This is a genomic window from Listeria sp. MAN/IMW/UF464, assembly GCF_058683955.1.
Map to the genome: position 1 here is coordinate 20,357 of NZ_JBZWZP010000003.1, position 14,241 is coordinate 34,597.

Here is a 14,241-nt window from a genome sequence, read left to right on the forward strand (position 1 = left end):
TAACACGGATTTCCATTGGTTGAAAGTTTTCCAACTAAGCCTTGTATTCCGCAATTTTATTTTCAATTATTTGCCAAGCTTTTTCGTTTTCTGCTTGAAAGTTTTCTGTTTTCCAATTTTCAGGAGTTTCATCCACGAATTTTTCAAAGCCAAATTTTTGATAAAGATAAATAGCTTGGTAACTTCCTGTCTGCGTTGTTAGATAGACGAAATCACTTTTGTTTAAGCCGAGAATTTTAGATAACAAGGCTTTGGCGATACCTTTTCCGCCGTGCGAGTCGAGTACAGCGACCCAATGAATGCGGCTTGCCATCTCGCCAAATGTATTTCCATCCCAAAGCATTGCGGTCCCGATAATTTCACCGTCTGGAGCTTCTACAAAGACGCAGCGCTTGGCTAATTTTTCTTTTTCATTTCCAAATTCTGTATTAAAACGCATCCGAATACTTTCCATCGATGGAACTTGGCCAGTTTCTAGTTGCAATCTGCACCAGTCTTCCTCCAGCCCATCTCTATAAAAACGAAACGAATAACCCTCCGGCAAACTGAACTCAGGATATTTGGTAGCACTATGATTTACCATTGCAACAGAAATATGTGGTACTGATTTATCAAGCATGAAACCGCCTCCTTCATACAGCTATTATAACAAAAAAAATGGAAGATATCGCAAACAAATGCGAATCTTCCATCCTTATTTATAAAAAATTATTCAACTGGTTCTTCATCATTACCATGTACAGCTTCTGGTTCTGGCGCTTCCGTAGTCGTTGGTTCTTCTTCAGCACGTGGAGCAGAAACGGTAACAACTGTTTCTTCTTCCTCTGCTTGCACGACATAATCTTTGTTTTCAGGAAGGTCGTTTGTAGTTAAAACATCACCGATTTCTAATGAAGAAATGTCTAATTCAATTGTTTCTGGTAATTTTTCTGGTGTTGCTGAAACTTTTACATCATGGATAATTTGTTGAAGTACACCGCCAGCTTTAACGCCTGGAGCATCACCAACTAATACCACGCGAACATCAGTCTCAACTTCTTCATTCATATCAACAGCTAGTAAATCAACGTGTACTAATACGTCTTTTAACGGATCCACTTGATATTCATGTAATAAAACATTTAATTTCTTGCCGTCTACAGTAACTGAAAATACGGCGTTTCGACCATTGTCACGAACTGCTTTGATTAATTCCAAAGAATCAACGGAAACTGGAACATTTTCCGATTTGTAACCATAAATAATTCCAGGCACTTTTCCTTCACTACGCAATCTCGTTACTTCTGAATGTTGCGTTGTTTCTCTTTTCTGGACCTCTAATGTTGTTGCCATAAAAAATCACTCCACTCATTCAATTTTGGTACATCTATATTATATCTACCCTTTAGAAAAATAGCAAAACAAAGCAAAAGCCTTATTTCTCTTTAAAAGGTTTATAATTCTCAATAAAAGGTAAACAGAAAATAGCGAACCGCTCCTAATGCAGACGCTTTCAAACTGTACTATAGCGTTTTCATAAATTTATTATAACAACTTTTTAAAATTTAGGACGTTCAATGCTTCACAAATGAAAAATACATGTTATACTGTACTAGTAAATAGATTTTTTATAGGAGGAATTCGAAATGAAAGATCATCAAAAAATTATTTTAGTTGGCGACGGAGCAGTTGGTTCTAGTTATGCATTTGCTTGTGTAAACTTAAGTATCGGACAAGAATTCGGCATTATTGACATAGATAAAGACAGAACAATCGGGGATGCAATGGATTTAAGCCACGCCGTTCCATTTTCCACACCGAAGAAAATCTACTCAGCAAATTATAGCGACTGCCACGATGCAGACTTAGTTGTTGTCACTGCTGGGACTGCACAAAAACCTGGTGAAACTCGTTTGGACCTAGTAAACCGCAATATCAAAATCATGAAAGGCATTGTGGATGAAGTTATGGCTAGCGGATTTGACGGTATCTTCTTAATCGCATCTAACCCAGTAGACATTTTAACTTACGCTACATGGAAATTCTCAGGCCTTCCAAAGGAACGCGTTATCGGTTCTGGAACAAGTCTTGATACAGCACGCTTCCGTATGTCGATTGCCGATTACTTAAAAGTGGATGCTCGTAACGTCCATGGTTATATCCTCGGCGAACACGGCGACACAGAATTCCCAGCATGGAGCCATACAACAGTTGGTGGCCTTCCAATCACTGAATGGATTAACGAAGACGAACAAGGTGCAATGGATACTATTTTCGTAAGCGTTCGTGATGCAGCTTATGAAATTATCAATAAAAAAGGCGCTACATTCTACGGCGTTGCTGCGGCTCTTGCTCGTATTACAAAAGCGATCCTAAATAACGAAAATGCGATTTTACCACTTTCTGTTTATTTAGATGGCCACTATGGTATGAACGATATTTACATCGGCGCACCAGCAGTAGTTAACCGCCAAGGAGTTCGCCACATTGTCGAAATGAACTTAAACGACAAAGAAAAAGAACAAATGAAAAACTCCGCGGATACACTTAAAAAAGTTCTAGACGATGCAATGAAACAAATCGACTAATATTCTTAAATCCTAAAAGCATGCGATTTTGCATGCTTTTTTGTTATACTTAATTTATTCGAGAGGAGTGACGCGTATGATTACTTTTGACCAACTTGACACCGAGCTAAAAGCCTTAGAAAACCCCAATACGATTAAAATTTTTCGTAATCACGGTTGTCCGGATTCATTAGATCTTTACGGACTAAAAATTGGAGACTTAAAGAAAATTATCCGCCGCGAAAAATTAACTAAAAACCATGAACTGGCCGTAGAGCTAATTGAATCAAATAACAGCGACTTAATTTATCTCGGTTTACTTGCAGTTAATCCAAACAAAGTAACTACCGAGCAAATCGATAAATGGAATGTCGCTTTTCGCGAAACATGGTCACAACTCACCTTTGGACTAGCATCGATCGTAAGCAAACATGGTGATGCACTCCTTTTCGCCAAAAAGTGGATTGAAAGTGAGTATGATTTAACTAAATCCATGGGCTGGCAGATTTATAGCGAGCATATTAACAACTTGCCCGAAGCAGAGGCATTGCTCCAACGCGCGAAAGAAACATTACAATCCGAATCAAATAGAACTCGCTATTCAATGAACGGCTTTATTATCACTTGCGGAATTTACAAAGACGATTTGCATGAAAAAGCAATTGAAGCTGCAAAATCAGTTGGAAAGGTTCACGTAAACCTAGGAAAAACTTCTTGTAAAGTTCCAGATGCAATTTCTTATATTGAAAAAGCGCGAAATCGGGTAAATTAAGCAGATATCCTTTGACTAGAAAAAGTACTAAGAGGTATGATAAAAGAAAACTGGAGGGATAAAACCATGATTGTAACAACCTCACCAAATATTGAAGGCAAACAAATTATCGAGTATAAAAAAATCGTTTTCGGCGAAGTCATTACTGGTGTTAATTTTATGAAAGACATCGGAGCCGGACTTAGAAATTTCTTCGGGGGCCGTTCGCAAGGCTATGAAGATGAACTTATTAACGCTCGCGAGGAAGCAATTCGCGAAATGGAACAACGCGCGAAAGATATTGGCGCAAATGCCGTTATTGGTGTTGACATTGATTATGAAGTGCTCGGTGCAGATAATGGCATGTTAATGGTTACTGCTTCCGGTACTGCCGTTGTTATTGAAGCGCAAGATTATTAAGCAAAAAGAAGTATCCGACTGGTCGGATACTTCTTTTTTACTACTAGCTTATTTTTCGACTTCTTTAAAGCCTTGAGATTTCAACATTTTTTCAGATTCTTTCATACTAATACCTTTAGATACATCGCCAGTTGCTGCCATGCCCGGTAATTTCTTAAGATCTTCAGAAGCTATTTTCGTGTAATCTACTTCTAATGTTTCAATAGCTTTATCATCTTTATAATCAATGCTTTCTTTCAATCCTTCAATGTTTTGGAATTTCTCACTTGTTTCTTTAAGCATTTTTTCTGCTTCTTCTTTTGTTTTAATGCCCATTGAAGTATATAACATTGTGTTTTCAGCAGTTTGCTTAGTAACTTTGTCCCCTTTATAAGTGTAAGTTAATTTCGAATCCACACCATTTTGAGAAAGCGCAAAGGTCTTACTTTCTTCCTTATCCCCACACGCTACTAACATAACTGCCATAATCATTACAAATAAAACTGTTGTTCCTTTTTTTAGCAATTTCATAGCTGTTCCTCCTAATTAGTCTTTTGTACTATTTAAGAGTACCTAACAAACAGAGCCATTACAATAGACATTCTGTGAACTTTATCCACCAAATCTCCTGTGCAAAATTTGTAATAATCATCTCAAACAACGAGTTCAAAACTGCTCTAACTCCTGCTTTCCCCAACCATTTATCCCGAATTAAAGTTATCACACCCTCATTTAAAGCAAAGATAAAAATAGACTTTCAAAAGGGAGATTTTATATAAAGTGTATATTTCCCGTCTTGATTATTAACTGGTTTAATCAAAAACACGATTTTAAATTAAAAAAGGATTTTTCTATGATAATCACAGAAAAATCCTTTTTAGTTTTAAATTTTATTCAAATAAAGAACTTACAGAAGCATTTTCATGAACGCGAACGATCGCTTCACCAAGAAGAGCTGCTACAGAAAGTTGCTCCATTTTATCAATCCATTTTTCTTCTGGAAGAGCGATGGAGTTTGTTACAACTAGTTTTTCGATTGGTGAATCTTCAATGCGTTTCATTGCTGGGCCAGAAAGAACTGGGTGCGAACAACATGCGTATACTTTTGTCGCGCCAGCTTCACGTAATGCTTTTGCAGCAAGCGTGATTGTTCCAGCTGTGTCGATAATGTCGTCAATGATAATACAAACTTTTCCTTCAACATTACCAACGATGTTCATTACTTCAGCTACGTTTGGACGCGGACGACGTTTATCAATGATAGCAATCGGCGCTTTCAAACGGTCAGCCATTTTACGAGCGCGAGTAACTCCACCGTGGTCAGGGGAAACTACTACTAAATCATCACCCAAATGACGTTCGCTGAAATAGTCACTTAGAAGGCGAACCGCATTCAAGTGATCGATTGGAATATCAAAGAAACCTTGGATTTGCGGTGCATGCATATCAAGTGTAATCATTCTAGTTGCACCAGCAGTTTCGATTAAGTTTGCTACTAATTTCGCTGTGATTGGTTCACGACTTCTTGCTTTACGGTCTTGACGTGCATAACCATAGTAAGGCATAACAATATTAATTGTTGCTGCGGAAGCGCGTTTCAACGCATCAATCATGATCAAAAGTTCCATTAAATTCTGGTTTACAGGATTACTCGTTGATTGAATAACATATACATGACAACCACGGATACTTTCTTCAATGTTAATTTGGATTTCTCCATCACTAAAATGAGTAACGCTTGATTTCCCTAACTCAATACCTACTTCTTTCGCAATCTCTTCAGCTAGTTCACGATTAGAATTTAGCGAGAAAATCTTCAACTTTGGATCAAAATACTCGTTTGACATAATCAGCCTCCACTATTTTTTATTAAAATTTTAAACTTTCCAATAGGAAATTATTTACCGTGATTCAAATGTTTCGCGTAGCCAAGTTTGTTATCTTGTTTCGCGCGAGCAATACCTAACGCATCTTCAGGAACATCTTTTGTAATTGTGGAGCCCGCTGCTATGAAAGCACGATCTCCCACTTTGACAGGTGCAATCAAATTCGAGTTACATCCGACAAAGACATTATCACCAATGATGGTTTTTGCTTTATTTTTGCCATCGTAATTAACAGCAATACTTCCGCAACCAACATTGACGTTTTTACCAATTTCCGCATCTCCCATGTAAATGAAATGAGGTAATTTAGTTCCTTCACCGACAACTGCTTTTTTGGTTTCGACGTAATTTCCGATTTTCACATGATTATGAATATCAGATTCTGGTCTCAAGTGAGCGTATGGCCCGATTTGAACGTCATCACCGACTTTACTTTCAAAAATCGAGGAATTTCTGACGTGCACGCGTTCACCGATTACACTACTTACGATTTCTGAACCGCTCGTTACCACGCAATCATCACCAATTACAGTCTTGCCACGAAGCATTACTCCTGGCTCAATAACTGTATCTTGACCTATTTTTACATCTATATCAATATACGTGTTTTCCGGATTAACAAGTGTTACTCCATTACGCATATGATTCTCATTGATTCGACGTTGCATTAATTTGGAAGCTTCAGCTAAAGCAATTCGATCATTTACTCCAAGTGACTCTTCGAAGGACTCCATTTTGTAAGCTGCAACAACTTCGTCCGCATCTTTTAAAATTTTAATAACATCTGGTAAGTAATATTCACCTTGCACATTATCATTAGAGACATTTTCTAAAGCTTCAAAAAGAGCTTTATTATCAAAGCAATATGTGCCGGTGTTAATTTCTGAAATGCGTTGTTCTTTTTCTGTCGCATCTTTATGTTCAACGATTTTTTCGACAATACCAAGATCATCACGGATAATACGTCCGTATCCTGTAGGGTCTTCAATAACGGTTGTAAGAATAGTTGCTTTTGCTCTTTTTTCATGGTGATATTTTAATAAAGCTTCCATTGTGCTAGCTTCGATTAAAGGTGTATCTCCACAAACAACTAACGTCACACCATCTTTTCCTGCAAGTTCTGATTTCGCTTGAAGTACTGCATGCGCCGTTCCAAGTTGTTCATCTTGTTTCACGAATTCGCTCTTACCTGCTAAATGCTCTTGTACTTTTTCAGCACCATGACCTACAATTGTAACCACTTTATCAACATCAAGCGTCGAAATTTGGTCTACTACATGTTCGACCATTGGTTTTCCACAAACAGGATGTAATACTTTGTATAATTTTGATTTCATCCGTGTGCCTTGGCCAGCAGCAAGCACTACAGCATATCGTTTTGACATTATATAGAACCTCCAATATTCACTATTCATCCACTATGAATGATAACGTAAAATTTGCTTTTTTTCAAGAATGCGCCCAAATAAAAACCCCTACCTACGTTTTTTAGGTAAAGAGGAAATTTAAAGTTTTATTTGTTTGAAAATTCCGAAAGATACAGTGTGGTTATTTATTTGCTTACTAAAAGAGGATTTTACACTTGTGCTACAAAAATGTTTGCTTGAATACATCTGTTTTTGCAACATCACTTAAAATCTCCTCCCTGTTTTTACAATCTGCTTTTAATTATACCATAGCCAAAATAGAAGACCAAGGCTATTTATGATTTTTTTCATAGTTATTCTACACAAAAAGGGCTAGCACTAAGCTAGCCCTTGGAAATTTTTTTAATTATTCAGCAGAAACGGATTCAGATTCTTCTTCTGTTACCGCAGTTGCTTCTTCTTCACCAACGCGCTCATATTCAGCTAAAACAACTTCTTGAATTTTTGCACGAGTATCGGAATTAATTGGGTGAGCGATGTCACGGAATTCACCGTCAACACCACGTTTACTTGGCATAGCTACGAATAATCCGTTATTCCCATCAATAACGCGAATATCATGAACTACAAATTCCTCATCTAAAGTGATTGAAGCAATCGCTCTCATTCTTCCATCAGTTTCTACACGACGTAATCTCACATCTGTTACTTGCATTATTAGTCACTCCTTATCCCATTTGCCTCTCTCAAAAAGAATCTGCTTATCCCAGCTAAAATCTCAGGTAAGTATCCCCCAGCTGTTCCCAACAACGTTCTTCCTAACCGAGGATTTTTTAGTTTTCTTCTACAACACTTTCGTCTGCAGAACTTTCTTCGTTTACTGCTGGCTCGTCCGCTACTTCATAAGCAGCTAAAACGGCTTCTTGAATTTTTGCACGGGTGCCTGAGTTAATCGGATGAGCAATATCTCTAAACTCACCATCCGGCGTACGTTTACTAGGCATAGCTACGAATAAACCCTCGTTGCCATCGATGACACGAATGTCGTGAATAACAAACTCACCATCAATCGTAATTGAAGAAATAGCTTTCATTCTCCCATCTGTCTCAACACGTCGTAATCTCACATCTGTAATCTCCATTATCTTCACCACCTTATTCTAGTTGCGCTGCTAGTAAACAATGCTCACATGCAACATAAGTACACACTCGAGAAAAATTCCCCCATAGAAAAAATCACTTTTATAAGCAAGCAATATTAACGTAAAATTCTTCCCTATGAACATAATAATAAAAAAAACTAAATTTGACAACTTTGTGAATTGTAAACCAAAAAAAATAGTTTTTCTTTGAAAATCATTGACATTTTCAGATTGTTTCTTCAAGCTTTTGTTTTGTATACAATTTTTATCACTAAAGTAACAAAAACGCCGAAACCATTGCTAGCACAGTATCAAGATGTAATCATCATACTATTTTATGGGCAAGAACGCTAGTAAAATGGTGTTAAAATTATGATTTCTCAAAAATAATTGTATACAATTTACAGAGAATTTATGATTTTTCTGAGATCATATATTTACAATTTTAGATGTCTCTATTCATCTCATCTGAATAAGTCAATAAATAGTGTATACCCTGAAAATCCTATTCTAATGCATGATTCAAGAACTTTTTTCTTTTTTCTAGTAAAAAAAAGAACTAAATCCCTATTTGAAAACGCTTAATTGTGACAAAAACATTAAATATAGATGACAAGACAACTTAAAGCACTAATTTTAGTTAAAAAAAGAAATCCGAAATACACAATTCCGGATTTCTTTTTTCGTTACTCTGATCTTAAAGCGTCGATTGGTCTTAATTTAGATGCTTTATTCGCAGGGGCGATACCAAATATTACGCCGATGCATAAGGAGAATACAAACGAGAAGATAATGGTTCCAGCTGTTATTCCTGACGATATGCCAGCAACTGAGCCGAATATCAATGCGCCTGAAACGCCGATAAGAATTCCAATAATCCCGCCGCAAACACTAATAACAATAGATTCTATTAGGAATTGTAGCAGAATTGCTCGTTTTTTAGCTCCTAACGCTTTTCTTATACCTATTTCTCTCGTTCTTTCGCTAACAGAAACAAGCATAATATTCATAATTCCAATCCCACCTACTACAAGCGAAATGGCCGCAATTGCACCAAGCGCAGTAGTTAATGTAGTGCTGATTGTATTGAACGCGTTGAGAATTTCTTGTTGATTAATGACTTGATAAGATGGTCCCATTTGAGCAGAAGAAGCATTTTCTTCTTGTTCTTTTTCATTGCCAAACTTAATAGCGAGGCGAGATTCTAATGTATTTACTACAAAATCAACATCTTCAGCAGATTTTGTTTCTACGTAGATAGTACGGACATTTGTATCTTTTAGTAATCGTTGAGCCGAAGAAATCGGGATAAAGATTTGGTCGTCACTCGAGCCCATCATAGAAGCGCCTTTTTCTTTAAGAACGCCAACTACTTTGTAAGGCATACCATTCAATCTAATTGTTTCACCTATTGGATTACCAAAACCAAATAGATCACTGGCTACCGTAGAGCCTATTACAGCTACTTTCTGGCCATATTCCGTATCAATCGGTAATAGGAAGCGCCCCTCTTTCATTTCTAAGCTACGAGCCGCTTTATACTGATCATTTGTCCCAATGACTTTGTTACTTGAACTTTTATAATCGTATGTTGCATTAACTTGACCAGATAGCTCTGGAGATACACTTTTTACGCCATCGATGTTTTGATATTTCATTACTTCATCATAAGTATACTTGTCATTTGGATTCACCGAACTATTAACTACTGTGATTAAATTGGAGCCTAAATCGCCCATTTGGTCGTCTACTTCTTTCGTCACACCATTACCTAGTGAAACCAACAGAATAACAGAGGCAACCCCAATAATAATACCCAACATCGTTAAAAATGATCTAAGTTTACTTGCTTTTAATTGTTTCCACGCCATTTTCATACTTTGGAGAACGTTCATGCTTTTTTCGCCTCCTCGTGGAATAGCTTACCATCTTGAATACGAATACTTCTTGTTCCGTAAGAAGCGATGGTTGGATCATGGGTGATCATAACGATGGTGTTCCCTGCTCTGTTTAATTCCTGTAAGATACCCATTACTTCTTTACCTGTTTTTGAATCAAGAGCTCCTGTTGGCTCATCTGCTAAAAGGATTTGTGGGTTACCGGCAAGTGCGCGCGCAATAGCTACACGTTGTTGTTGTCCGCCTGATAGTTGAGTTGGTAAATTTCTTCGTTTTTCTAGTAAACCAACTTTTTCCAAGCATTCGATTGCAGCTTTTTCGCGTGCTGAAACACTTAGCCCAGCATAAATTAAAGGTAATTCTACATTTTCAAAAGCAGATAATTTAGGAAGTAAGTTAAACTGCTGAAAAATGAAACCGATTTTCTTATTTCTAATTTCGGATAATTTGTTGTCACTTAATTTAAATACATCTACATTATCAAGGTGATAACTGCCTTCATCTGGAACATCCAAACAACCTATCATATTCATTAAAGTTGATTTACCGGATCCAGATGGACCAACGATGGATAAAAACTCACCTTTTTCAACGGTAAAAGTAACATCGTCTAATGCTTTAAACGTTTCTCCGCCTAGTGTATATGTTTTCGTTAAATTTTTCATGTCAATTAGCGGTTTTGGCATGTTTATCCCTCCTTCATACTATTTATCTAATACGTATATACAAAAAACTTAGCTAGGAGCACCTGGAACTGTGGAAGTTTCTTGTGTAGGAAGGATTACTTTTTGGTCTTTTTTAACGCCGTTAGTGATTTCGATATTATCTTCGTTATGAAGACCAGTTTCTACAAATTTCTTCACTTTTTTCGTTTTGCCATTTTCTTGTTCTTCTGGAACTAGTACATAATATTTATCATCGCCGTCTTTTTGAACAGCTTCAATCGGTACGTAAAGTGCATCTTTTTTCTCTTTTACTAAAATTGAGGCATCAGCAGTCATACCGGCCTTCAAATCGTCTATTTTATCAAGAGAAATAATCACAGAGAAGCTAGACACGCCATTTTGGACTTGACCTTGTTCTGCAATTTCTTTTACTTTTCCTGTGTATGTTTTGTCAGGAAGTGCTGTTACTGTGATTTTAACTTCTTGGTCTTTCTTGATGTTAGGAATATCCAGTTCATCCATTTGCGCTACTAATTGAAGCTCATCATAATCTGGAACTTGTGTGTTTTGCGGCGAAATCGCACCTGTTCCTGTAGCGTTGATTTTCATATCCCCTTGTTTCACTTTGGCTGTAACTAATTTTTCTTGTGTTACGGAACCGCTATTTTTTGACAGCAAGAAAACCGCACCCGCGGCAACCACTGCGATAATTACGATAACAATTAACCATTTAACCCATTTTTTCATGAATGTTCTCCTCCTGCTTCTTATGAATAGAAGCCCTGTATTTTATGTAGCAATGATAGGTTTCATTCTACCACAAAAGTTAACTGAGTGAAGTACATCGCAAGTCTGATTTGTTTTTAGTATCACTTAACGAAAATAAAAAACCCTAGAAAATTCTTCTAGGGTTTATCAATTAGTTATTAAAGTAATTTCCGTCAACTACTTCAATTTGTTTTTCTTTCATGTTGACGTTTTTAATTTTGACAAGTGAAACGTAATCATCGACTAAACGTTCCTCTGCATATTCAGATTCAACTAGAACGCCAATACCAACTAAATGCGCATTGAATTCTTCTAGTAAATTCTTCATCCCATTAATCGTACCGCCAGCTTTCATGAAGTCATCCACGATTACTACGTTGGATCCTTCTGCTAAGCTTCGTTTGGATAGTTCCATTTTTTCGATTCGTTTAGATGAGCCTGAAACATAGTTAATGCTCACTGTAGAACCTTCAGTAACCTTACTATCTCGGCGCACGATAACGAAAGGTACACTCAAATGCTCGGCAACAGCTTGTGCAATAGGAATCCCTTTTGTTGCCACAGTCATAATTGCATCTATTTTTTGATTGTTAAATTTGGTAGCTAAAATTTTACCAATTGCTTTAAGCGTCACTGGCTCCCCAAGTAGGTCTGAAAGGTACAAATACCCTCCTGGAAGTAGACGGTTAGGTTCCGCGATTCGGTTACACAACGTATGTACAAAATCAAGCACATCATCATTCCCCGCTATTGAAATATACTGCACTCCACCAGCAGCACCCGGAACAGTTTCAAGTGTCCCAATCCCTCTATCTTCAAATGTTTTCTTTATGATAACCAAATCTTCACTAATAGAAGACTTAGCTGAGCCATAACGTTCAGCAAACATCGTAAGCGGCACTAACTTTCGCGGATGCGATAATAGAAACTGCGTCATATCAATTAATCGTTCACTGCGACGAATCTTCATAATCTCTCTCCCTTTGATAAAATTCCGTATATTAAAAAGCTATTTCACGTATTTTGTCCGTATTTTCTCTATTATAAAACGTTTTCTATAAAATTGACAACTTTTATTCTTTTAAAGTATTAAAAAGCCTGTCAAATAAACATCCTTTGACAGGCCAATGCTTTTATAAATCACGGAAACTAATAATTTCTACTTCTTGTTGGCCTAAATATGCTTGTAATTCTCTTGAAGTTAGAATGGAAACTTCTTTGATGCGCGGCTCTACATAACTGGATATTTCTCGCAGCGTTTCATCGATATACGCTGGATGAGTCATCACTTCCACGACATCGTTTGTTCCGATATGCTCTTGTACTATTTTTTTAATTGTTTCAAAAGATACGCCATCTGCATAGAAAGATGTATCGAATAAATCTGGTGTTTTAATGGCGCCAAAATCAGAAACATCTGAATGACGTCTAATACTTACACCATATTTTTCTGCCAACTTATGCTGAACTGGATAAATTAACGGTTCGATGGAATGATGTGTATCAAAGTGCGAAATAGTGATTCCTGCGCCCAAAATCTTCTCAATTTGTGCTGTTAATTCGCGCTCCACTTCTTCCATATCCACGTTAGCTAAACCAGACTCAAGCGCCGTATAATTTTTGCGGAAACGCCCGTTATCATCCGTTAAAGTTTCTAAACCTTGAAGTAACGGGTAACCGAATGTTAGGGTCAAATGAGCACCAATATCCAGTCCAGGATTTTCTTTCGCTACTTCTACAGCCAAATCAAAAGCTGGGCTGTTAGCAAGAAGTGTAGTTGATTTTACAACACCTCGTCTATACGATTCTAAAATACCATAAACTGCTCCTGGGCTAATTCCAAAGTCATCTGCATTAAAAATAATTTTCATTTGTCTGACCCCTCTCATCCATTAATTAATCGTATCGTTTTCGCTTTCACTCCACGGTCTAACCATATAAACTTCCTCACAAAAGCCACGCAAGCCATTATAGACACGTTTCGCTCTTGAATACTGTTTGATGAGCGCAAACACTGTCGGGCCGCTACCACTCATTAGAGCCGCCTCAGCACCAAATGCTAACATCCGGTCCTTAATTCGCTTAACTTGTGGATTTTTTTCTAGCGTTACAGACTCTAATACGTTTCCTGTTGAAGCAAAAATTCCGTCTAAATCACCATTTTTGATAGATTCAATCATTTTTTCTGTGTTAGGGTGTTCTACATTATCTACTTGTAATTCTTTATAAATCGTTGGTGTCGACACGCTAATGCTAGGTTTAGCTAGTACTATCCAACAACCAGGCATATTAGGCAATGCAGAGATTTTTTCTCCACGTCCAGTCGCAAGAGCAGTTCCACCATATACGCAAAAAGCTATGTCAGAGCCGATTTCGGAACTTATTTCTGCTAATTCTTCTATCGAAAGACCGAGCTCCCAAATGATATTTAAACCTTTGAGCGCAGCAGCAGCATCCGAACTCCCACCAGCTAATCCCGCTGAAACTGGAATGTGCTTATCAATTGTGATGCGCACTCCCATTTTTATGTTAAAACGATTTTTTAAGAGGAGAGCCGCTTGATAAATCAAATTACGACGATCTTCCGGAATAAAATGCGCTTTTACATCTAGCACAATCTTATCCTCGTCTAAGCGTTCTAAGAATAATCTGTCAGCAAGATCTATTGTTGTCATCACCATTTCCACTTCATGATAGCCATCTTCACGTTTGTATAGCGCATCAAGTGAAAGATTAATTTTAGCTGGTGCTGTTATGCTTATTTTCATTTTTCTTGGCCTCCGCGTTCAAAATCTCTTTTTCTATTCTATCATATGAAA

The 14,241-nt window shown here is 37.3% G+C and carries 16 protein-coding genes; 3 read left to right on the forward strand and 13 right to left on the reverse strand.

What is annotated here, in order from left to right; all coding sequences use genetic code 11:
* Positions 1 to 34: 34 nt before the first annotated feature.
* Both AC4PG0_RS09980 and AC4PG0_RS09985 read right to left on the reverse strand, forming a co-directional pair.
* The gene (locus AC4PG0_RS09980) at positions 35 to 619 is read right to left on the reverse strand and encodes a GNAT family N-acetyltransferase (RefSeq protein WP_003772485.1); all 585 of its coding nucleotides are present in this window, start codon (positions 617 to 619) and stop codon (positions 35 to 37) included.
* Between the two features lie 89 nt (positions 620 to 708).
* Positions 709 to 1,332, reverse strand: a complete 624-nt coding sequence (locus tag AC4PG0_RS09985; protein WP_003760021.1) for a 50S ribosomal protein L25/general stress protein Ctc — start codon at positions 1,330 to 1,332, stop codon at positions 709 to 711.
* Between the two features lie 293 nt (positions 1,333 to 1,625).
* On the opposite strand from AC4PG0_RS09985, the gene AC4PG0_RS09990 reads away from it, so the two are divergent.
* The 3 genes from AC4PG0_RS09990 to AC4PG0_RS10000 all read left to right on the forward strand — a co-directional run bounded on the left by AC4PG0_RS09990 (position 1,626) and on the right by AC4PG0_RS10000 (position 3,717).
* Positions 1,626 to 2,567, forward strand: a complete 942-nt coding sequence (locus tag AC4PG0_RS09990) for an L-lactate dehydrogenase (RefSeq protein ID WP_003772488.1) — start codon at positions 1,626 to 1,628, stop codon at positions 2,565 to 2,567.
* 76 nt (positions 2,568 to 2,643) lie between these two features.
* On the forward strand, positions 2,644 to 3,318 hold the full coding sequence (locus AC4PG0_RS09995) for a DNA alkylation repair protein (RefSeq protein WP_203579076.1): 675 nt from the start codon (positions 2,644 to 2,646) through the stop codon (positions 3,316 to 3,318).
* A 66-nt stretch (positions 3,319 to 3,384) separates the two neighbouring features.
* Positions 3,385 to 3,717: a putative heavy metal-binding protein gene (locus tag AC4PG0_RS10000; protein ID WP_003725735.1), complete on the forward strand. Its 333-nt coding sequence runs from the start codon at positions 3,385 to 3,387 to the stop codon at positions 3,715 to 3,717.
* A 48-nt stretch (positions 3,718 to 3,765) separates the two neighbouring features.
* On the opposite strand, the gene AC4PG0_RS10005 is transcribed toward AC4PG0_RS10000, so the two are convergent.
* The 11 genes from AC4PG0_RS10005 to ispE form a co-directional block, all read right to left on the reverse strand.
* A complete protein-coding gene (locus AC4PG0_RS10005; RefSeq protein ID WP_492167516.1) occupies positions 3,766 to 4,227 on the reverse strand; it encodes a YehR family lipoprotein in 462 nt (153 codons plus the stop codon).
* Between the two features lie 359 nt (positions 4,228 to 4,586).
* Positions 4,587 to 5,543, reverse strand: coding sequence for a ribose-phosphate diphosphokinase (locus AC4PG0_RS10010; RefSeq protein WP_003764989.1), 957 nt, complete (start codon positions 5,541 to 5,543; stop codon positions 4,587 to 4,589).
* A 50-nt stretch (positions 5,544 to 5,593) separates the two neighbouring features.
* The gene (gene glmU / locus AC4PG0_RS10015) at positions 5,594 to 6,967 is read right to left on the reverse strand and encodes a bifunctional UDP-N-acetylglucosamine diphosphorylase/glucosamine-1-phosphate N-acetyltransferase GlmU (RefSeq protein ID WP_010990291.1); all 1,374 of its coding nucleotides are present in this window, start codon (positions 6,965 to 6,967) and stop codon (positions 5,594 to 5,596) included.
* A gap of 388 nt (positions 6,968 to 7,355) precedes the next feature.
* Positions 7,356 to 7,664, reverse strand: coding sequence for a septation regulator SpoVG (spoVG, locus tag AC4PG0_RS10020; protein WP_003722726.1), 309 nt, complete (start codon positions 7,662 to 7,664; stop codon positions 7,356 to 7,358).
* Between the two features lie 118 nt (positions 7,665 to 7,782).
* Positions 7,783 to 8,091 (reverse strand): septation regulator SpoVG, encoded by a 309-nt coding sequence (gene spoVG, locus AC4PG0_RS10025; RefSeq protein ID WP_003728886.1) that lies wholly within the window; start codon positions 8,089 to 8,091, stop codon positions 7,783 to 7,785.
* Between the two features lie 686 nt (positions 8,092 to 8,777).
* On the reverse strand, positions 8,778 to 9,986 hold the full coding sequence (locus tag AC4PG0_RS10030; RefSeq protein WP_010990290.1) for an ABC transporter permease: 1,209 nt from the start codon (positions 9,984 to 9,986) through the stop codon (positions 8,778 to 8,780).
* Positions 9,983 to 10,675 (reverse strand): ABC transporter ATP-binding protein, encoded by a 693-nt coding sequence (locus tag AC4PG0_RS10035; RefSeq protein ID WP_185501646.1) that lies wholly within the window; start codon positions 10,673 to 10,675, stop codon positions 9,983 to 9,985. The genes AC4PG0_RS10030 and AC4PG0_RS10035 overlap by 4 nt, the downstream gene beginning before the upstream one ends.
* A gap of 48 nt (positions 10,676 to 10,723) precedes the next feature.
* Positions 10,724 to 11,401 (reverse strand): efflux RND transporter periplasmic adaptor subunit, encoded by a 678-nt coding sequence (locus AC4PG0_RS10040; protein WP_194321667.1) that lies wholly within the window; start codon positions 11,399 to 11,401, stop codon positions 10,724 to 10,726.
* A 172-nt stretch (positions 11,402 to 11,573) separates the two neighbouring features.
* Positions 11,574 to 12,392 (reverse strand): pur operon repressor, encoded by an 819-nt coding sequence (gene purR / locus AC4PG0_RS10045; protein ID WP_003759983.1) that lies wholly within the window; start codon positions 12,390 to 12,392, stop codon positions 11,574 to 11,576.
* Between the two features lie 163 nt (positions 12,393 to 12,555).
* On the reverse strand, positions 12,556 to 13,293 hold the full coding sequence (chbG, locus tag AC4PG0_RS10050) for a chitin disaccharide deacetylase (protein WP_010990287.1): 738 nt from the start codon (positions 13,291 to 13,293) through the stop codon (positions 12,556 to 12,558).
* A gap of 21 nt (positions 13,294 to 13,314) precedes the next feature.
* Positions 13,315 to 14,190 carry a 4-(cytidine 5'-diphospho)-2-C-methyl-D-erythritol kinase gene (gene ispE / locus AC4PG0_RS10055; protein ID WP_003759978.1) on the reverse strand — a complete coding sequence of 292 codons (876 nt, stop codon included), beginning with the start codon at positions 14,188 to 14,190 and terminating at the stop codon, positions 13,315 to 13,317.
* Positions 14,191 to 14,241 lie beyond the last annotated feature (51 nt).

Bases quoted from the DNA above. Each gene is read 5' to 3' on its own strand.
- AC4PG0_RS10030 (WP_010990290.1), bottom strand. From the start codon at position 9,986: ATGAACGTTCTCCAAAGTATGAAAATGGCGTGGAAACAATTAAAAGCA.
- spoVG (WP_003722726.1), bottom strand. From the start codon at position 7,664: ATGCAAGTAACAGATGTGAGATTACGTCGTGTAGAAACTGATGGAAGA.
- AC4PG0_RS09985 (WP_003760021.1), bottom strand. From the start codon at position 1,332: ATGGCAACAACATTAGAGGTCCAGAAAAGAGAAACAACGCAACATTCA.
- AC4PG0_RS09995 (WP_203579076.1), top strand. From the start codon at position 2,644: ATGATTACTTTTGACCAACTTGACACCGAGCTAAAAGCCTTAGAAAAC.
- AC4PG0_RS10035 (WP_185501646.1), bottom strand. From the start codon at position 10,675: ATGCCAAAACCGCTAATTGACATGAAAAATTTAACGAAAACATATACA.
- AC4PG0_RS10040 (WP_194321667.1), bottom strand. From the start codon at position 11,401: ATGAAAAAATGGGTTAAATGGTTAATTGTTATCGTAATTATCGCAGTG.
- chbG (WP_010990287.1), bottom strand. From the start codon at position 13,293: ATGAAAATTATTTTTAATGCAGATGACTTTGGAATTAGCCCAGGAGCA.
- AC4PG0_RS10000 (WP_003725735.1), top strand. From the start codon at position 3,385: ATGATTGTAACAACCTCACCAAATATTGAAGGCAAACAAATTATCGAG.
- purR (WP_003759983.1), bottom strand. From the start codon at position 12,392: ATGAAGATTCGTCGCAGTGAACGATTAATTGATATGACGCAGTTTCTA.
- ispE (WP_003759978.1), bottom strand. From the start codon at position 14,190: ATGAAAATAAGCATAACAGCACCAGCTAAAATTAATCTTTCACTTGAT.
- spoVG (WP_003728886.1), bottom strand. From the start codon at position 8,091: ATGGAGATTACAGATGTGAGATTACGACGTGTTGAGACAGATGGGAGA.
- AC4PG0_RS09980 (WP_003772485.1), bottom strand. From the start codon at position 619: ATGCTTGATAAATCAGTACCACATATTTCTGTTGCAATGGTAAATCAT.
- glmU (WP_010990291.1), bottom strand. From the start codon at position 6,967: ATGTCAAAACGATATGCTGTAGTGCTTGCTGCTGGCCAAGGCACACGG.
- AC4PG0_RS10010 (WP_003764989.1), bottom strand. From the start codon at position 5,543: ATGTCAAACGAGTATTTTGATCCAAAGTTGAAGATTTTCTCGCTAAAT.
- AC4PG0_RS10005 (WP_492167516.1), bottom strand. From the start codon at position 4,227: ATGAAATTGCTAAAAAAAGGAACAACAGTTTTATTTGTAATGATTATG.
- AC4PG0_RS09990 (WP_003772488.1), top strand. From the start codon at position 1,626: ATGAAAGATCATCAAAAAATTATTTTAGTTGGCGACGGAGCAGTTGGT.